Raw genomic sequence first — 16,723 nt, forward strand, 5'->3', positions numbered from 1 at the left:
AGGAGGAACCATGAACAGCGACCACAGCGACCACAGCGACCACGGCGATCGCGAACCGGTGTACCTGGCCGTGTACGACGCCCTCGCCGACTGGGCGACCGAGGAGCTTCACGAGGCCACCCGCGCTGCGCCGACCGCCTCGTCCGGGTGGGCGAGGCCGAGGTGGTCCCGGAGCGTGGTGCCCTCGTACTCGGTGCGGAAGACGCCCTGTTCCTGGAGGAGCGGGACGACCTGGTCGGCGAACGCGTCGAGGCCGCTCGGGGTGATGTGCGGGACGAGGATGAAGCCGTCGGCGGCGTCGGCCTGCACGTACTCGTTGATCGTCCTGGCGACGGTCGCCGGGGAGCCGACGAAGTTCTGCCGGTTGCCGGTGTTGATGACCAGGTCGCGGATCGACCAGTTGTTGGCCTCCGCGAGCTCCCGCCATTCGCGGGCCGTGGCCAGCGGGTCGCGGTACATCCGGACCTGGGCGCGGCCGCGCGCGATGTGGTTCTCGCCGAGATCCGGGTCGATGTCGGGCAGGGGGCCCTCCGGGTCGTAGCCGGACAGGTCCCTGTTCCAGACGAACTCCAGGTGCTTGAGAGCGGTGGCGCCGCTGACCTGCTGGCGGCGCACGTCCTTGGCGATCTCCTCGGCCTCGGCGTCGGTGTCGCCCAGCACGAAGCTCGCGGCGGGCAGGATCAGCAGTTGGTCGGCGCGCCGGCCGTACTTGGCGAGGCGTGACTTGACGTCGGTGTAGAAGGCCTGCCCGGCGTCGAGCGCCGCGTACCGGCTGAAGATCGCGTCGGCGGACGAGGCGGCGAACTCGCGGCCCTCGTCGGAGTCTCCGGCCTGGAAGATCACCGGGCGGCCCTGGGGGCTGCGCGGCACGTTGAACCGGCCCTGGATGTCGAACTGCCGGCCCTCGTGGACGAAGGCCCCGGCCTTGGCGTCCTGGAGGAAGGTGCCGGTGCTCTGCTCGGCGACGATCTCGTCGCCCTGCCAGGAGTCGAAGAGCTCGCCCGTGGTGGCGAGGAACTCCTTGGCGCGGGCGTACCGCTCGTCCTGCGGGAGGTAGCCGCCGCGACGGAAGTTCTCGCCGGTGAAGGCGTCCCAGGAGGTGACGACGTTCCAGGCGGCGCGGCCGTCGGAGAGGTGGTCGAGGCTGGCGAACTGGCGGGCCACCTCGTAGGGCTCGTTGAAGGTGGAGTTGATGGTGCCGGTCAGGCCGAGGCGCTCGGTGACGGCGGCGAGCGCGGCCAGGATCGTGAAGGTGTCGGGGCGGCCGACCACGTCCAGGTCGTAGATCTGGCCGCCCTGTTCGCGCAGCCGCAGCCCCTCGGCGAGGAAGAGGAAGTCGAACTTGGCGCGTTCCGCGGTCCGCGCGAAGTGGGCGAAGGAGCTGAACTCGATATGGCTGCCGGCCCGCGGGTCGCTCCACACGGTGGTGTTGTTGACGCCGGGGAAGTGCGCGGCGAGGTGGATCTGCTTCTGGGGCTTGCTCATGGTCGGGGGCTCTCCGTCCGGCTCAGACTGCGGCGTAGCGGTTGGCGGGGCGGGGCAGACCGAGCAGCCCGCGCAAGGTGTCGGCCTCGTAGGCGCGGCGGAACGCGCCGCGGCGCTGGAGTTCGGGGACGAGACCGCGGGTGATCGCCGGGAGGTCGTGGCCGGCGACGGCGGGGCGCAGCCGGAACCCGGTCAGCCCCGACGCCTGGAAGTCCTGGAGGAGATCGGCGAGTTGGGCGGGCGAGCCGGCGAAGACACGGGCGTCGCTGCGGTACTCCTCGCCGGCGAGGGCGTCCAGGCGGTCGCGTCGGGCGGCGGCCTCGGAGGGGTCGTCGTCGAGGAAGACCACCAGGTCCCCGAAGATGTGCAGCGGCTCGGCGGCCCGCCCGGCCCGCTCCTGTTCGGCGCGGATCTCGGCGACGATCGCCCGGGCCTGGTCGGTGTCGTGCGGGGTGACATACCCGACGTCGGTGGCGCGGGCCACCAGCCGGTAGGGGACCGTGTCGTGCGCGAGAGCGGTGACCAGGGGCTGGCCCTGCGGCGGGCGCGGGGTGATGGAGGGCCCCTTGACGCTGAAGTGACGGCCCTCGAAGTCGATGTAGTGGAGCTTGTCGCGGTCGACGAAGCGGCCCGTCGCCACGTCCCGGATCTCCGCGTCGTCCTCCCAGCTGTCCCAGAGGCGGCGAACGACCTCGACGTAGTCGGCGGCCTCGTCGAACAGCTCGGTCACCAGGTCCTGGGTGGCCGGGGAGTCGTAGGCCTCGATCCGGGGGATCGTGCGGCGGCCGAAGTGGGCGGCTTCGGTGGGGCGGGCGGTGATCTGGACGCGCAGGCCGGCGCGGCCGGTGCTGACGTAGTCGAGGGTGGCGATCGCCTTGGAGAGGTGGAACGGCTCGGTGTGCGTGGCCACCGCGGTCGGCACCAGGCCTATGTGACGGGTGAGCGGGGCGACCCGGGAGGCGATGAGCACGGCGTCGAGCCGGCCGCGCACCTGGTCGGTGCGGTCGTCGGGGTCGAGGAAGTGGGAGGACTGCGGGCCGAGGCCGTCCTCGATGGTCACGAAGTCGAGCAGTCCGCGCTCGGCCTCGGCGACCAGGTCGGCCCAGTATCCGGCGGTGAACAGCTCACGGGGTCGGGCGACGGGCTCGCGCCAGGAGGCGGGGTGCCAGCCGGTGCCGTCCAGAGCGACGGCGAGATGCAGCGGGGAGGAGGGGGTCGAGGACACGAGGGTGCCTTCCTGGAGGTCCGTACGAGAGCGCACGCCACCCATGACAGGGGTGCGGCAGTGGAGAACGTCAGGAGCAACAGAGCGCGCCGGCCACGCGCTGAAGGTCGATGTGGGGCCGGGAGTAGAGGTGCACGGCGTGGCGTATGCAGGTCACGGCCGCACCTCCCGCTTTCCGGGCGCCGGGCGGCGCCTCATACATCTCGACATGACTCAGAACGCCCCGGCCTTGCGGGATGTTCCCGGCGTGCGGACCGAGACGATGGTCGAGCGACGGCGCAGGGTGAAGCCGAGCGACTCGTACAGGCGGATCGCGGGGGCGTTGCCGGCGGCGGCGTGCAGGAACGGGGTGTCGCCGCGCTCGCGGATGCCGTCACCTACCGCGCGGATCAGCCGGGTGGCGAGGCCCTTGCCACGGTGGCCGGGGTCGGTGCAGACGGCGCTGATCTCGGTCCAGCCGGGCAGTCGCAGGCGCTCGCCCGCCAGGGCGATGAGACGGCCCTGGCGGCGGATGCCGAGGTAGGTGCCGAGCTCGATGGTCCGCCGCAGGAACGGGCCGGGTCGGGTGCGGGCGACGAGGTCGAGGATCTCCGGCACGTCGTCGGGGCCGAGGCGTACGGCCTCGGGCGCGGGTTCGGTGCGGAACTCCCCGGTGGCGACGAGCTGGACGCCCTCTCCCCCGCCGATGACCTCCCAGCCGTCGGGCACCTGTTGAACGGGCTTGACGCGTACGGCCGTTCCGGGGCCGACGAGGGTGAGCAGGTCGGCCCAGGCGGCGGGGTTCCCGGGGTCGGCGAGGGCGGCGAAGTCGTAGACGTCGGCCGGGTAGCGCGCGGCGCGGCCGACCCGGTCGGCGAGGTGGGCGTGCGGGCCGTCGAGCGCGGCCCACACCGCGTTGTCGAGGGCGTGCGGGTGGGTGAAGGTCGGAGCTCCGCCTCCGCGGAGGTCGATCGAGGTGGCCACGGAGGCGAAGTCCCTTCCTGTCATCCCTGTCGTTGTTCCTAACTCAACTTGCATGCGTCAGCGCCATGGTGACGGTCGGTCAGGAGTTGTCCAGCGGCAGTCCGGGCGGGTTGATCTCGGACTTGGCGACGGCCTCGTTGGAGAGGTTGTAGGCGGCCAGCCACTTGGCGTACTGACCGTGCTCGATCAGGTAGTTGATGGCGTCGGCGACCGGCTTGGCGAGTCCGCTGTCCTTCTTGGCGGTGGCGGCGATCAGACCCTGGAGCGTCTCGCCGGCGCCGGAGAAGGTGCCCGCGTTACGGGTGGCGTTGGCCTTGCCCGCCGTCTGGGAGACGTTGTAGGCGATGCCGGGGTTGGGGCCGAAGTACGCGTCGATCTTGCCGCTGGCGAGCGCCAGGTAGATGCCGTTGCGGTCCGGGTAGTACTTGACGGTGAGCTTCTTGCCCTCGGACTCCAGCTTCTTCTTCCACTCCAGGAGGATCTTCTCCTGGTTGGTGCCGGAGCCGACGGTGACGGTCAGTCCGGCGAGGTTCTCGTAGTTGCCGTCGAAGTTCCACGTGTTGGACTTCTTGACCTCCCAGCCGAGGTTGTCCTGGCGGTAGGAGGCGAACTCGTACTTCTTCTTGCGCTCCTCGGTGTCGGTGATGTTCGAGAAGCCGACGTCGACCTTGCCGCTGTCGATGCCGACGAAGAGGTTCTCCCAGGTGAAGTTCTTCGTCTCCGGCTCGAGGCCGAGGACCGCGGCCACCAGACGGCCGAGGTCGGGCTCGGCCCCGGTGAGGGTCTTCTGGTCGTCGCCGACGTACGCCAGCGGGGCGAAGCCGGAGGGCAGGGCGCCGATGCCGATGTTCAGCTTGCCGCTCTTCTTGATGGCGTCGGGCAGTTCGGCGCTGATGGACTTGACCTCGGAGACCTTCAGGGCGGTCTCCTTGGCGGCGCCGTTGGACACCCGGCCGACGGTCACACTGCCGGCGGAGCTGTCGGTCGTGGTGGCGGCCTCGCTGTCACCACCGCAGGCGGCGAGCCCGGTGGCGAGGGTGGCGACCGCGGTCGCCGCGGTGATGCCGCGAATCAGGCTGCGTCGGGTGAAGTGGGCAGACATGGCCGTCCTTTGTGACTCAGAGGGTGGTGAGGGTGTGGCGTGAGGGCGTGGCGTGGGGGGAAGTCGTGGGGCGCGTCGGTGTCAGAGCACCTTGCTGAGGAAGTCCCGCGTCCGCTCGTGCTGCGGTCGGTCGAGGACCTCGCCGGGCGGGCCCTGTTCGACGATCTTTCCTTCGTCGATGAAGACGACCCGGTCGGCGACCTCGCGGGCGAATCCGACCTCGTGGGTGACGATGACGAGCGTGGTGCCGCTGGTCGCCAGGTCCTTGATGACGGCGAGGACCTCGCCGACGAGCTCGGGGTCGAGCGCGGAGGTGGGTTCGTCGAAGAGGATGACGCCGGGGCGCAGCGCGAGGGCGCGGGCGATGGCGACGCGCTGTTGCTGGCCGCCGGACAGCTGCCGGGGGTAGGCGCCGGCCTTGTCGGCGAGGCCCACCCGGTCCAGGAGTTCGCGGGCCAGTTCCAGGGCGGCGGGCTTGGCGAGTCGCCCGGTGGCAACGGGGGCGGCGGCGACGTTGTCCAGCACGGTCAGGTGCGGGAAGAGGTTGAAGTTCTGGAAGACGAAGCCGATCCGGCCCCGCTGGGTCAGGATGGCCCGTTCGCTCAGCTCGCGCAGCCGGTCGCCGTGCCGGCGGACGCCGATCAGCTCGCCGTTGACGCTGACGTAGCCGATCTCGGGCTTCTCCAGGTGGTTGATGACCCGCAGCAGGGTGGACTTGCCGGAGCCGGACGGGCCGAGGATCACGGTGACCTCGCCGGGCCGCACGGTCAGACTCACCCCGTCCAGGACGCGGTGGGCGCCGTACCACTTGTGCACGTCGTGCACCTCGACGGCGGCGGGCACGACCGCGGCGATGGCGGCGCTCTGCACGGTCTCGGTGGTCATACGGCGGCCTCCCGGCGGATGCGGGCCCGCAGGTCGGTGAGACCGGTCCGCAGTTTCTGCAACGGCGTCGGCGGCAGGGAACGCGTGGCGCCCCGGGCGTAGTACCGCTCGACGTAGAACTGGACGACGGAGACGAGGCTGGTCAGGATCAGGTACCAGACGGTGACGACCAGCAGCAGCGGCACGATGTCGCCGGGGTACGTGGCCCCCATGGTCTGCGCGGTGCCGAACAGGTCGAGCAGCGACACATAGAAGACCAGCGAGGTGGACTTGACCAGGCCGATCAGCTGGTTGACGTAGTTCGGCGTGATCGACCGCAGGGCCTGCGGGAAGACGATCTTCCAGAACTGGTAGCGCTTGGGCAGGCCGAGCGCGGCGGCCGCCTCGTGCTGGCCCTGGTCGACGGAGAGGATGCCGCCGCGGACCACTTCGGCGGCGTAGGCCGCCTCGTTGAGGCTGAGGCCGACGACGGCGATCACCATGTCGGTGGCCAGCCGGGACTCGTCGAAGCGGAAGAACGCCGGGCCGAAGGGAACCCCCACGCTCAGGGTCTGGTACAGGGCGCTGAAGTTGTAGAGGAAGAGCAGCACCACGATCAGCGGGATGGAGCGCAGCGCCCATACGTACGTCCAGCTGACCGCGCGCAGCACCGGGCTCCTGGAGAGCCGGGCGAGGGCGAGCAGGATGCCGCCGAGGAGGCCCAGCACCGCGCTGTAGGCGGCCACTTCCAGGGTGATCAGCAGTCCGTCGAGGATGACCGGCCGCAGGAACCAGTAGCCGAAGCGGTCCCACTGGTAGAAGGGGTTGGAGATCAGTCCGTGCGTGAACTGCGCCACCAGGACCAGGACCACGGCGGTGGCGATCCAGCGTCCGGGCTTGCGCAGCGGCTGGACGCGCTGGGCGGTGAGCTTCGCCGGCGGGACGTCGACGGCGGGTGCGGCCTCGGCGAGGGTCACGGCACCTGGGGGTTCACTCATGAGGGGCTCCGGCGGAAGTCGGACACCCCGGGTCACGGCAGCCGTGCGTGGCCGGACGCGCTTCGGCGGGGCGGCGGGGGCCGCTCCGGGGGCGCGAACAGGGCATGGCGCACGGATGCGTACAGGAGACCGGGGTGGGGCGGACAACGGCACACCGCTCGGGCGGTGTTCGTCAGGAACGCGGCGGCGGGGCTGCGGTGCGAGGGGTTCGTTCAGCCCCGACAGCGGGCACGGCCCGGTGCGGTACACAGTGCGCTGTTCACACGCAGGAGGTCGACGGCGCGGTTGGCGACGAGGATGTCGAGGTACGGCCGTACGCAGCCCCGGGGGCGGCGGGGCGCCGTCCGAAGAGCTGCGTACATGTCCGTCACCGTCACTGTTCCGGCCCCTGAGGGGCCCTCGCGCTTACCGATACGTCATTACCGAAACGTCGGTCCGGTCGTCACCTGGGGCACCCCACCGCGGAGCGAGGGTTGCCGGTCAGCTAGCCAGGGCTTGTCGCTGACGCTCATGACCGTTCTGGGCCGTAAGTAAGACAGTTGCCCGAACGAATGTCAACGGCGGTCCAGTGGATGGACCGGGTCAGGGCCGGTTGACCTGCGGTCGGACCGCCGAACCGTCCGCTGCATGGGTCTCCCAGTCCAGGATCTGGACAGCGGCGCCGGCGGCCTCCAGGCCCTGGCAACGGGCGTGGTGACGGCGGGCGATGGCGTCCAGGTCGAGGTGGGCGCTGAAGGCCGGGTGGGCGGCCAGCCGGCGGGCGTAGGCCCACAGGGCGGGGTGGTCGGCGATGCGGTGCACGGCGGCCGCGTCCAGGTGGTAGCGGTGCACGGTGTCGAGTTGGACCAGGGCGACCCACAACTCAACGTCGGCTGCGGTGATCTGATCGCTGATCAGATGGGTGTGCACACCGAGGCCGCGCTCCAGCACGCCGAGCGTGTCGAGCAGCGTCTCGAGGGCGGCGGCGCGCTCGGCCTCCCCGGCGTCGACCGCTCCGGCGCGCTGGGCGGCCGCCTCGATGCCCTGTGCGCACATCCGCTCGACGGCCTCGATCTGCGACTCGGCGCCGCACGGGTACAGCGTGGCCCGACCGCCGCCGAACCTGCGGGCGAGGTCGCGGGCGATGTCGGGGCCGTGGCTGCTGACGATGCGCCCGGACCAGTCGTCGCTGAGCACCGGCGCGAGGGCCGGTCCGCGGTACCGGTGCGCGCTGGCGTCGTACAGCGGGCGCAGCGCGCTGTGGCCGCCGTCGGGGCTGTCCGGGACGGCGGGCAGGAAGGTGACCGGACAGGCCTTCTCCAGGCCGAGGAGGCTGTGGGTGACGGCGATGCGCAGACAGTCGGGGTCGGCCGCGGCCAGGTGGAGGCGGTAGCGGCGCGGCACGGCGTAGTGGCCGCTGCGCGCGTCGCGGCCGATCCGGCCCCGGAAGACGGGTGCGGGCCGGGCGGACGGGTGGGCGGCGGCCAGTGGTGTGACGGACATGACTCTCCCCGGGGCGGGGCGCGCAGCGACGGTGCGCGCGGCGGCGGATACGACGTCGAACAGGGAGGTGTGGACCTCGTCCGTGCGCGCCGGGTGCGGCCGTGTCCGGGGGACACCGCCGGTGCGGTTCGGCGCGGGGACGGGCCCGGCTCAGCCCTGGGAGCTGATCGCGCTGCAGACGCGCTGCAGGTCGATGTGACGGCGGGAGGTGAGAAGGGGCGAGGACCACGCCGTGCGGCTCGCTCGGCCGCTGATCGGCTTCCGTCGCCCCATTGGCTCTACCTTCCCTACCTGTTCACTAGGATTCCCGGTTCGAGTGTCGATCCGCCCCGACCGCCCGTCAAGAGGGCGTCCACCTGGTGAGTACCCGGGACAGCACCCGGGGACTCGGGGCCTCAGTCGGAGGCGGGCAGCGCCTTGGGGGCCTTGACGGTCAACGGCTCGCCTCCGTAGGTCAGTCGGCCGGCGCCGGACGCGGTGCAGAGCAGTTCGAGGGTGTCGGCGGCGTCCACGTACCGCTTGCCGATGAGTGTGCCGGGGGTCTCCCCGGCGGCCGGCCCGGCGGGGACCTGCGCGGCAGGGACCATGGGGACGCCGCCGCATTCGACGACGCCCGTCGTGCCCTCGGGGGCCCGGATGACGATCACGCGGGTGGTGCCGCCGGCGACGGCGAGCTGGTCACCGGGGCGCGGGGTCGGTGCGGGGGACGACGCCATTGTGCGGCTCTCCTTCTGCTGGTTCTGCCGGGGGTGCGGGTTCCGCCGAGGGCGCGGGGGTGACCGAGGGCGCGGGGGCTGCAAGGGGTGCGGGGGCTGCAAGGGGTGCGGATACGGCCTGGGGTGCCGGTGCGGCCTGGGATGCGGGCGCGGCCTGGGATGCGGAGGCGGCCTGGGATGCGGGCGCGTGTGCCGGAGGGGCGGCGGGCCACTGGCCGGTGAGCCGCTCGCCCAGTCGGTCGAGCTCGTAGGACTGGCGGGCGAGCCAGAAGCGCAGGAAGCCGGTGAGCGAGTAGCGCAGGAACAGCGCGCCGCCCACCAGGGCGGCGGCCACGCCGCCGAGGCCGAGGGCGAGCGCGTCGCCCTGGCCGAGGGCGGAGTCGGTGGCGTGGGCGAGGGGGAAGGCGAGGCCGCCGAGGACCAGGCCGAGCAGCATCAGCAGCCCGCCCAGCCGGAGCCAGAGCGCGGCACGGGCGGTGGCCGGGTCGGGGATCTTCAGCTCGGCGAGGGTGCGGACGAACCGTTCCGCCCGGTCGGCGCTGTCCGCCTGGTCGGTAGTGGTCATGGGGCGCTCCCCAGGTAGTAGGACGAGAGTTCGGCGTGCAGCGAGCTGTCGGGGTGCCCCTGCCACTGGACCCGGCCGCGGACGACGACGGCGGCGTGGTCGGCGATCTTCAGCACGGCGGCGGCGAACTGCTCGACGACGAGGACGGCCACTCCCCGGCGGGCGATCTCGGCGACGAGCTCGTACAGTTCGGCGACGACCAACGGGGCGAGTCCCATGGAGAGTTCGTCGAGCAGCAGGACCGCGGGGTCGGTGGCCAGGCCCCGGGCCAGGGCGAGCATCTGCTGCTCGCCGCCGGAGAGGGTGCCCGCGTGCTGGGCGCGGCGGTTGCCGAGGACGGGGAAGCGGGCGTACGCGCTCTCCTCTATCTCCTCCCGGCCGCGGCCGGTGAAGGTCATCATCAGGAGGTTCTCGCGGACCGTGAGGTTGGGGAAGACGCCGCGGCCCTCGGGGATCAGACAGACCCCGGCGCGGGCCAGGTCGCCGGGCCGGACGCCGGTGGCGTCGCGGCCGCCGAACAGAAGGCGTCCGCCGCTGGGCGGGTGGACGCCGGAGGCGACCTTGAGGACGGTGGTCTTGCCGGCGCCGTTGGGTCCGAGCAGGGCGACGACCTGGCCGGCGGCGACCGCGAGGTCCACGCCGTGCAGGACGGTGATGCCGCCGTAGGCGGCCCGGACGCCGGCCAGCTCCAGCAGCGGCCGGACGGTCGTCGCGGGGGTGGGCTGTGCCTCGGGGGCGGCCCCGGTCGTCGTCATGTCTCCCCCAGGTAGGCCGCGAGGACGGTCGCGTCGCGCCGGATGCGGTCGGGCGGTCCGGCGGCGACGACCGAGCCGAGGTCGAGGACGTGGACGTCGTCGCAGACGGTCATCACGAGGCTCATGTCGTGTTCGACGAGGAGTACCGCGACGCCGTCGGCGGCCAGCGCGCGCAGCAGGGCGGCGAACCGCTCGGTCTCCTCGGCGTCCTGGCCCGCAGCGGGTTCGTCGAGGAGCAGGACGCGGGGCTTGAGGACGAGGGCGCGGCCGACCTCGACGAGGCGGGCGACGCCGGTGGGCAGGGCGTCGGCGGGGGCGTCGGCCTGGTCGGCGAGGCCGAGCCGGGCCAGGACCGCGTCGGCCGTGCGGGCCGCGTGCCGGCGTTCGGGGCCGAGTTCGGCGGCGACGAGGAGGTTGTCGCGGACCGAGAGCCGGCCGAAGAGCTCCAGGTGCTGGAAGGTGCGGGACATGCCGCGCCGGGCGCGCCGGGCGGGGCCTTCGCGGGTGATGTCGCGGCCGTCGAGCCGGACCCGGCCGGTGCGGGGTCGGCGCAGACCCGAGACGACGTCGAACAGGGTGGACTTGCCTGCCCCGTTGGGGCCGATGAGCCCGGTGACCCGGCCGGCCTCGGCGGTCAGGGAAACGGCGTCCAGGGCGCGGCGGCCGCCGAAGGAGACGGTCACCTCCTCAGCCTGCAGCAGTGGCACGGCTCAACACCTCCTCGTCCTCGGGCCGCCAGGGGCGGCGCACACCCCACCACTCGGGCGGCGTGTCAGGGGGCGGCCGTCGACCCGCCGCGGCGCGGATCCGCAGGGCGGTGGCGGCCGCGAGGGCGACGGCCAGCAGGAGCCATCCGTCGGCCGCCTCGATCGCGGCGAGCAGCCAGCAGGCGGCGAGGACCGTGCCCAACGCGCCCAGCAGCAGCCGGTCCTGGGCCAGCGGCGCCCATTCGGCGCGCAGCCGGGAGATGACGCCGGCCGGGCTGCTCGCGAGGCCCATTCCGGCGAGGGCGATCAGCAGCGCGGACAAGTCCTGTGCCCAGGGGCCGAGTTCGCCGAGCGCCTGGGTCGGCACCACGAACGCGAGGCCGGCGAAGAGGCCCGCGCCGACCGAGCCGAGTCCGGCGATGACCGCGATCAGGAAGATCGGCAGCCCGGCGACGAGGTTGAACTGCTCAGCGGTGACCGTCTGCAACTGCATGCCGTAGAGGGCGCCGCCCAGGCCCGCGAGTCCGGCCGACAGCGCGAAGACGGCGACCTTCGCACCGAGCAGCCGGCCGCCGAGGGTGGCGTAGGCGGCCTCGCTGTCGCGCACCGCGATGAGCCGGCGTCCGAACCGGCCCCGGCGCAGCGCGGCCACGCCGAGCGAGGCGAGGGCGAGACAGCAGGCGGCCAGCACCAGCAGTTCGGCGGGGGTGGTGAGGTGCAGTCCGAACAGGTCGGGGCCGGTGACCGACACCGAGCCCTGGTCGAACAGGGCGATACGGACGCCGAGGACGTCGAAGGCGGGCAGGGTGAAGATCCACCGGTCGAGGACGACGGCGAAGGCGGTGGTGCCGAGCGCGAGGTAGATGCCGGAGAGCCGCAGCGCCGGGAGCGCGATCGCCGCGCCGACGGCCGCGCACACGAGGATCGCGGCCGGCAGCGCCCACAGTTCGCCGTGCGCGCCGAGATGCCCCCAGGTCACCGCGCCGATCCCGGCGATGGACAGCTGGCAGAGCGAGACCTGCCCGGCGTACCCGGCGAGCGGGACGTAGGACAGGGCGATGACGCCGAGCGCGAAGATCGCGCCGTAGGAGATGAGCGCGTCTTCGGAGAGAACGGTGACCAGGACCAGCGCGAGGAGGAGGACGGCGCCGGCGAGGAGCAGGGCGCCGCGGCGGCCGGGGAGGGCGACGGGGACCAGACGGCGGTCCCGGCCGCGCAGCCTGCGGTGCGGGAAGGCGAGCAGGGCGAGGAGGAGGAGCAGGGCGGGGGCGGCCAGCCGCAGGCCGGGCAGGTAGTCGTTCTGCGGCAGGTAGCCGGCGAGAAAGGCCTCCAGGAGGCCGACGACGATCGCGCCGAGGAAGGTCAGCGGCAGGCTGCGCAGCCTGCCGAAGACGGCGGCGGTGTAGGCGCTGACGATGAGCAGGGAGAGCTGCTGGGCGTCGAGCGCGACGGTGGGCGCGATGAGGATGCCGCCGACGGCCGCGAGCTGGATGCCGAGCACCCAGGCGAGTCGGCCGGCCCGCAGCGGGTCGGCGCCGGTGAGCCCGGCCAGCGCCCGGTCGTCGACCGAGGCGCGCATCTCGGTGCCGGCGCGGGTGCGGTGCAGCAGGAACCAGAGCGCGGCGGCGACGGCGAGGGCGACCGCCATGGTGACGGCCTGGTGCCAGGTGACGGCGGCCGGCCCGAGACGCAGGGCCGGCCGGCCGGCGAAGAACGGGCTGAGGGGACGGGGGGTGTTGGGGTCCCACGCCCAGCGGGCGAGCGCGATGCAGCCGGTGAGCAGCGCGACCGTCATGACGAGGCGCTCGGCCTCGCCGAGGGCCTGCACCGGGCGCATCAGCACCCGTTCGACGAACAGGCCGAAGGCGGGCGCGAGGACGAGGAGGACGGCGGCCAGGGCGAGCGGGACCGGCCAGCCCCAGCCGACGGCGAGTTGCCAGTAGGCGAAGGCCGCGAGCATTCCGGCCGCACCGTGCGCGAAGTTGAAGACACCGGCCGTGGTGTGGGTGAGCACCAGACCGCTGCCGATCACGGCGTAGATCGCGGCGGTGCTCAGGCCGACCACCGTGAAGGCCAGGAACTGATCCATGGACTGGAAACTAGCTTCTCGCTATTGGAGAATCAACCATTCGGACAGAGGGAGACAGAGGGAGGTTCCATGACCGGAAAACAGAAGCGGGGCTCCGCGATCGCGATGAGCACCGCCGAGACCGACGCGTTCCTGCGGGCCCAGCCGGTCTGCCGGGTCGCCACCACGGCGTCCGACGGGCATCCGCACATCAGCCCGCTCTGGTTCGTCTGGGACGGCACAGCACTGTGGCTCAACTCGCTGGTGCGCAGCCGCCGCTGGGCGGACGTGGTGCGGACGGGGCGGCTCGCGGTCGTCGTGGACGAGGGCGGCCACGACTTCCTGGCGCTGCGCGGGGTGGAGCTGCGCGGCCCGGCGACAGCGGTCGGCGAGGTACCGCGGACGGGTGAGCCCAACGACGAACTCGTCGAGCCCGAGCGGCTGTTCGGGGAGAAGTACGCGGGCGGGACGTTCCGGTACGACGGGCGGCACGGATGGCTGCGGATGGTGCCGGAGGACGTGGTCAGCTGGGACTTCGGAAAGCTCCGGCGTTGACGGGCCGCCCTGCGCATGGAAGCGTGATACTCACTCACGAGAATGTCATTCTCACTGGAGGTCCCTTGAGCGACACCGACGACCTGGTGGAGATCGAGCAGCTCCTCGCCCGCTACGCGGTCTCGATGACCCGCGGCGACGTGGACCGGGTGCTCGCCGTCTTCACCCCGGACGGCGCGTACAGCGCGTTCGGCGACACCTACCCGCTCGACGAGTTCCCGGCGCTGATCTCGGCCGCCCCCAAAGGACTCTTCCTCGTCGGCCCGCCCGCGATCGAACTGGCGGCGGACGGCGCCACCGCGTCCGGCACCCAGCCGCTGTGCTTCGTGGAGCATGCGCAGCACGAGATGCGCATCGGCTACTACAACGACACCTACGTCCGCACGCCCGGCGGCTGGCGGCTGCGCACCCGGGCGATGACCTTCATCCGGCGCAGCGGCGACCACGACTCGGGCCGCCCGCACGCCTTCACGCGTTCATGAGGCTCTCCCCGTTCACCGGCCTCGACGCGTTCCGGGTCGAGCTGCGCGCCTGGCTGGACGACCATGACCTGACCCCGCCCGCCGGTCACGACCTGGACGCGCAGGTCGCCCAACTGGCCCGGGTGCGTGGGGCGTTGTGGCAGGCGGGCTGGATGCGGTACGGCTGGCCGCGCGAGGTCGGCGGGCTGGGCGGGACCGGAGCGCGGCGTGCCGTGCTCGGCGAGGAGGTCGCCGCCCGCGGCCTCGCCGAGCCCGGGATCTGGTCGATGGTCGAGGTGCTGGTCCCCACCCTGATCGACTACGCGCCGCCCGCGCTCGCCGCCGAGCTGGTGCCCCGGCTGCTGAGCGGCGAGGAGCAGTGGTGCCAGGGCTTCTCCGAGCCGGACTCGGGCAGCGATCTGGCGTCCCTGTCGACCCGGGCCGCCCCCGGCGGCGACGGGGAGGACGGCTGGACGGTGTCCGGGCAGAAGGTGTGGACGAGCCTCGCCCAGTACGCCGCCCGCTGTGTCCTGCTGGCCCGCACCGGAGGCCCCGGACACGCCGGGATCAGCGCGTTCCTCGTCGACATGGACTCCCCCGGGATCACGGTCCGCCCGCTGCGCACGATGCACGGCGTGGACGAGTTCGCCGAGGTCTTCTTCGACGACGTCCAGGTACCGGCGTCCCGGCTGCTGGGCGCGCCCGGCGACGGCTGGCGGCTGGCCATGGACCTGCTGCCGTACGAGCGCTCCACCTGCTTCTGGCATCGGATCGCCCACCTCTACAGCCGCCTCGACCGGCTCCTCGCCGACGGCTGCGAGCCCGACGCGGACGCGCTGGGCGGCGCCTGGCTCGATCTGCACACGGTCCGCTGCCGCTCCGCGGCCACCCAGGCCCGGCTGGCCGCGGGGAGCCGGCTCGGCCCGGAGACCTCCGTGGACAAGATCCTGCTGGCCGGCGCGGAGCAGCGGCTCTTCGACACGGCCCGCGACCTGCTGCCGGGCACGGTCGAACTGGCCGACGGCCCCTGGCGCACCGAGTACCTCTACTCGCGGGCCGCGACCATCTACGGCGGCACCGCCGAGATCCAGCGCAACATCGTCGCCCGCCGTCTGCTGGACCTCGGGAAGGAGTGAGCGCCGCATGGACACGGCCGAACGTGACCTGCTCGAAGAGACCCTGCGCAAGACGATGACGGGCGCCGCCGGCCCCCGGCTCGACGCCGCGCTGGCCGACCTCGGCTGGCCGGAGATGCTCGCCGAGGAGCCCGGTGTCGCGATCCCGCTGGTCTTCCGGCTGCTCGGCGAGACCGGCGCGCACGCCTGCGTCCTCAACGACGTCCTGCTGCACTCGGCCGGCCTGCCGCCCGGCGGCGCCCCGGCGCTGCCGTACGCGGGCGGGGCGTGGGTGGAGTGGAGCCGGGGGGAAGTGCCGTACGGCAGCGCCCTGGACCCCGAACTGCCCCTGCGGCAGGTGCCCGTGGGCGCGTCGGCGCCGGTGGCCGCGTCGGCGCCGCTGGCCGCCGGGCGGGGTGCGCTGGGCTGGTGGCTGCTGGGCACGGGCCGCGCCATGCTCGCGCTGGCCCGCCGGCACGTCCTCGACCGGGAGCAGTTCGGACGCCCGCTCGCCTCGTTCCAGGCGCTGCGACACCGGCTCGCCGAGACGTACACCGCTCTGGAGGGCGCCGAGGCGGTCCTCGCCGCGGCCCGGGACGACACCGGGGCACTGCTGGCCAAGGCGGCCGCCGGGCGGGCCGCGCTCTTCGCCGCCCGGCACTGCCAACAGGCGCTGGGCGGAGTCGGGTTCACCGCGGAGCACGAGCTGCACCGGCACGTCCGACGGGCCCTGGTGCTCGACGGGCTGCTCGGCTCGACCCGCGAACTCACCCGTGAGGCGGGCGCGTTGCTGTTGCGCGAGGGCCGGGCACCTCATCTCGTCGATCTGTGAAGGGAGTTCGCGCATGACCACCGACACGGACCTGTGGCCCGATCTGCTCGGCTGTCTCGACCTCACGCCCCGGGGCGCGGGCGTCCACGAAGGCCGCTCCCAACAGCTCTCCTACCGCCGGTTGTTCGGCGGACAGCTGCTGGCCCAGTTCGCCCGCGCGGCCCTCCTCGCCGCCCCAGGCAAGGGTCTGAAGTCGCTGCACACGCAGTTCCTGCGGGAGGGCCGCACCGGGGAGCCGGTTCGCTACGAGAGCGAAGTCCCGCAGGAGGGGCGGACGTTCGCCGCCGTACGGCTCGTCGCGCGGCAGGAGCACGGGGTGGTGGCCGTCGCGAACGCGAGCCTGCACACCTGGGAGGAGGGACCGGACCGGCAGACCCTCGACCCCGCTCCCGCCCTCCCGGGACCGGAGCGCCGGGTCGAACTCCCGCTGCTGCCCTGGGAGTCACGTGCCGTCACCGACCTGGACACCGAGACGTCCGAACCGCCCGCCTTCGAGCTGTGGACGCGTGTCCCCGAGGCGCACGGCTCGCTCGCGCCGGCACTGCTCGCGTACGCCACCGACCTCACGCCGATCGGCACCGCGCTGCGGCCGGTGGCGGGGGTGACGCAGCCGGACTCGGGGCGGGCGTTCGCCTCGGCGGTGACCTCGCACACGGTGTGGTTCCACCGGCCGGTCGAGCTCGGCGGCTGGCTGCTGCTGCGCCAGCACAGCCCCGTCGCCGCGCACGGCCGGTGCTTCGGACGCGGGGACGTACTGACCGAACAGGGACTGCTGCTCGCCTCGTACGCGCAGGAGGCGCTGCTGCGGTTCCTCTGAACGCCCCGAACGG

General features: G+C 72.9%; 18 protein-coding genes and 1 riboswitch. Of the genes, 5 read left to right on the forward strand and 13 right to left on the reverse strand.

Features of this window, described 5'->3' with window-relative positions; all coding sequences use genetic code 11:
• Positions 1 to 108: 108 nt before the first annotated feature.
• From ACWD4O_RS34130 to ACWD4O_RS34190, 13 genes are all read right to left on the reverse strand, one after another.
• Entirely contained in the window at positions 109 to 1,485 is a 1,377-nt protein-coding gene (locus ACWD4O_RS34130) for an NtaA/DmoA family FMN-dependent monooxygenase (RefSeq protein WP_451285882.1), read from the reverse strand.
• A gap of 22 nt (positions 1,486 to 1,507) precedes the next feature.
• Positions 1,508 to 2,710, reverse strand: coding sequence for an LLM class flavin-dependent oxidoreductase (locus ACWD4O_RS34135; RefSeq protein ID WP_451286120.1), 1,203 nt, complete (start codon positions 2,708 to 2,710; stop codon positions 1,508 to 1,510).
• A 70-nt stretch (positions 2,711 to 2,780) separates the two neighbouring features.
• A complete protein-coding gene (locus ACWD4O_RS34140) occupies positions 2,781 to 2,912 on the reverse strand; it encodes a putative leader peptide (RefSeq protein WP_451285884.1) in 132 nt (43 codons plus the stop codon).
• A gap of 11 nt (positions 2,913 to 2,923) precedes the next feature.
• Positions 2,924 to 3,673, reverse strand: a complete 750-nt coding sequence (locus ACWD4O_RS34145; RefSeq protein ID WP_451286122.1) for a GNAT family N-acetyltransferase — start codon at positions 3,671 to 3,673, stop codon at positions 2,924 to 2,926.
• A 79-nt stretch (positions 3,674 to 3,752) separates the two neighbouring features.
• The gene (locus ACWD4O_RS34150) at positions 3,753 to 4,775 is read right to left on the reverse strand and encodes an ABC transporter substrate-binding protein (protein WP_451285886.1); all 1,023 of its coding nucleotides are present in this window, start codon (positions 4,773 to 4,775) and stop codon (positions 3,753 to 3,755) included.
• A gap of 81 nt (positions 4,776 to 4,856) precedes the next feature.
• The gene (locus ACWD4O_RS34155; protein WP_451285888.1) at positions 4,857 to 5,660 is read right to left on the reverse strand and encodes an amino acid ABC transporter ATP-binding protein; all 804 of its coding nucleotides are present in this window, start codon (positions 5,658 to 5,660) and stop codon (positions 4,857 to 4,859) included.
• On the reverse strand, positions 5,657 to 6,637 hold the full coding sequence (locus tag ACWD4O_RS34160) for an amino acid ABC transporter permease (RefSeq protein ID WP_351912035.1): 981 nt from the start codon (positions 6,635 to 6,637) through the stop codon (positions 5,657 to 5,659). The genes ACWD4O_RS34155 and ACWD4O_RS34160 overlap by 4 nt, the downstream gene beginning before the upstream one ends.
• Before the next feature lie 396 nt (positions 6,638 to 7,033).
• Positions 7,034 to 7,153, reverse strand: a riboswitch (SAM riboswitch).
• Positions 7,154 to 7,219: 66 nt separating this feature from the next.
• Positions 7,220 to 8,119 carry a glutathione S-transferase C-terminal domain-containing protein gene (locus ACWD4O_RS34165; RefSeq protein WP_451285891.1) on the reverse strand — a complete coding sequence of 300 codons (900 nt, stop codon included), beginning with the start codon at positions 8,117 to 8,119 and terminating at the stop codon, positions 7,220 to 7,222.
• 395 nt (positions 8,120 to 8,514) lie between these two features.
• A complete protein-coding gene (locus ACWD4O_RS34170) occupies positions 8,515 to 8,835 on the reverse strand; it encodes a hypothetical protein (RefSeq protein ID WP_451285893.1) in 321 nt (106 codons plus the stop codon).
• Entirely contained in the window at positions 8,798 to 9,400 is a 603-nt protein-coding gene (locus ACWD4O_RS34175) for a hypothetical protein (RefSeq protein WP_451285895.1), read from the reverse strand. The genes ACWD4O_RS34170 and ACWD4O_RS34175 overlap by 38 nt, the downstream gene beginning before the upstream one ends.
• Positions 9,397 to 10,155, reverse strand: a complete 759-nt coding sequence (locus ACWD4O_RS34180) for an ABC transporter ATP-binding protein (protein WP_451285897.1) — start codon at positions 10,153 to 10,155, stop codon at positions 9,397 to 9,399. The genes ACWD4O_RS34175 and ACWD4O_RS34180 overlap by 4 nt, the downstream gene beginning before the upstream one ends.
• Complete coding sequence (locus ACWD4O_RS34185; protein WP_451285899.1) at positions 10,152 to 10,862, reverse strand: ABC transporter ATP-binding protein; 711 nt, start codon at positions 10,860 to 10,862, stop codon at positions 10,152 to 10,154. The genes ACWD4O_RS34180 and ACWD4O_RS34185 overlap by 4 nt, the downstream gene beginning before the upstream one ends.
• Positions 10,843 to 12,951 carry a branched-chain amino acid ABC transporter permease gene (locus ACWD4O_RS34190; RefSeq protein WP_451285901.1) on the reverse strand — a complete coding sequence of 703 codons (2,109 nt, stop codon included), beginning with the start codon at positions 12,949 to 12,951 and terminating at the stop codon, positions 10,843 to 10,845. Before ACWD4O_RS34190 ends, ACWD4O_RS34185 begins: the two co-directional genes overlap by 20 nt.
• Before the next feature lie 69 nt (positions 12,952 to 13,020).
• Between ACWD4O_RS34190 and ACWD4O_RS34195 the strand changes: the two genes are divergently transcribed.
• From ACWD4O_RS34195 to ACWD4O_RS34215, 5 genes are all read left to right on the forward strand, one after another.
• Entirely contained in the window at positions 13,021 to 13,485 is a 465-nt protein-coding gene (locus tag ACWD4O_RS34195; RefSeq protein WP_451285903.1) for a pyridoxamine 5'-phosphate oxidase family protein, read from the forward strand.
• 65 nt (positions 13,486 to 13,550) lie between these two features.
• The gene (locus ACWD4O_RS34200) at positions 13,551 to 13,967 is read left to right on the forward strand and encodes a nuclear transport factor 2 family protein (RefSeq protein WP_451285905.1); all 417 of its coding nucleotides are present in this window, start codon (positions 13,551 to 13,553) and stop codon (positions 13,965 to 13,967) included.
• Positions 13,964 to 15,082, forward strand: coding sequence for an acyl-CoA dehydrogenase family protein (locus tag ACWD4O_RS34205; protein WP_451285907.1), 1,119 nt, complete (start codon positions 13,964 to 13,966; stop codon positions 15,080 to 15,082). The genes ACWD4O_RS34200 and ACWD4O_RS34205 overlap by 4 nt, the downstream gene beginning before the upstream one ends.
• Positions 15,083 to 15,089: 7 nt before the next feature.
• The gene (locus tag ACWD4O_RS34210; RefSeq protein WP_451285909.1) at positions 15,090 to 15,893 is read left to right on the forward strand and encodes an acyl-CoA dehydrogenase family protein; all 804 of its coding nucleotides are present in this window, start codon (positions 15,090 to 15,092) and stop codon (positions 15,891 to 15,893) included.
• A 13-nt stretch (positions 15,894 to 15,906) separates the two neighbouring features.
• Positions 15,907 to 16,710 (forward strand): acyl-CoA thioesterase, encoded by an 804-nt coding sequence (locus ACWD4O_RS34215; RefSeq protein WP_451285911.1) that lies wholly within the window; start codon positions 15,907 to 15,909, stop codon positions 16,708 to 16,710.
• The last annotated feature ends 13 nt before the right edge of the window (positions 16,711 to 16,723 follow it).

It is taken from the genome of Streptomyces sp. NPDC002623 (assembly GCF_053592635.1).

Excerpts from the sequence above, each read along its gene's own strand:
- ACWD4O_RS34190 (WP_451285901.1), bottom strand. The coding sequence starts at position 12,951 with ATGGATCAGTTCCTGGCCTTCACGGTGGTCGGCCTGAGCACCGCCGCG.
- ACWD4O_RS34195 (WP_451285903.1), top strand. The coding sequence starts at position 13,021 with ATGACCGGAAAACAGAAGCGGGGCTCCGCGATCGCGATGAGCACCGCC.
- ACWD4O_RS34160 (WP_351912035.1), bottom strand. The coding sequence starts at position 6,637 with ATGAGTGAACCCCCAGGTGCCGTGACCCTCGCCGAGGCCGCACCCGCC.
- ACWD4O_RS34180 (WP_451285897.1), bottom strand. The coding sequence starts at position 10,155 with ATGACGACGACCGGGGCCGCCCCCGAGGCACAGCCCACCCCCGCGACG.
- ACWD4O_RS34215 (WP_451285911.1), top strand. The coding sequence starts at position 15,907 with ATGACCACCGACACGGACCTGTGGCCCGATCTGCTCGGCTGTCTCGAC.
- ACWD4O_RS34140 (WP_451285884.1), bottom strand. The coding sequence starts at position 2,912 with ATGTATGAGGCGCCGCCCGGCGCCCGGAAAGCGGGAGGTGCGGCCGTG.
- ACWD4O_RS34170 (WP_451285893.1), bottom strand. The coding sequence starts at position 8,835 with ATGGCGTCGTCCCCCGCACCGACCCCGCGCCCCGGTGACCAGCTCGCC.
- ACWD4O_RS34205 (WP_451285907.1), top strand. The coding sequence starts at position 13,964 with ATGAGGCTCTCCCCGTTCACCGGCCTCGACGCGTTCCGGGTCGAGCTG.
- ACWD4O_RS34155 (WP_451285888.1), bottom strand. The coding sequence starts at position 5,660 with ATGACCACCGAGACCGTGCAGAGCGCCGCCATCGCCGCGGTCGTGCCC.
- ACWD4O_RS34165 (WP_451285891.1), bottom strand. The coding sequence starts at position 8,119 with ATGTCCGTCACACCACTGGCCGCCGCCCACCCGTCCGCCCGGCCCGCA.
- ACWD4O_RS34210 (WP_451285909.1), top strand. The coding sequence starts at position 15,090 with ATGGACACGGCCGAACGTGACCTGCTCGAAGAGACCCTGCGCAAGACG.
- ACWD4O_RS34130 (WP_451285882.1), bottom strand. The coding sequence starts at position 1,485 with ATGAGCAAGCCCCAGAAGCAGATCCACCTCGCCGCGCACTTCCCCGGC.
- ACWD4O_RS34175 (WP_451285895.1), bottom strand. The coding sequence starts at position 9,400 with ATGACCACTACCGACCAGGCGGACAGCGCCGACCGGGCGGAACGGTTC.
- ACWD4O_RS34150 (WP_451285886.1), bottom strand. The coding sequence starts at position 4,775 with ATGTCTGCCCACTTCACCCGACGCAGCCTGATTCGCGGCATCACCGCG.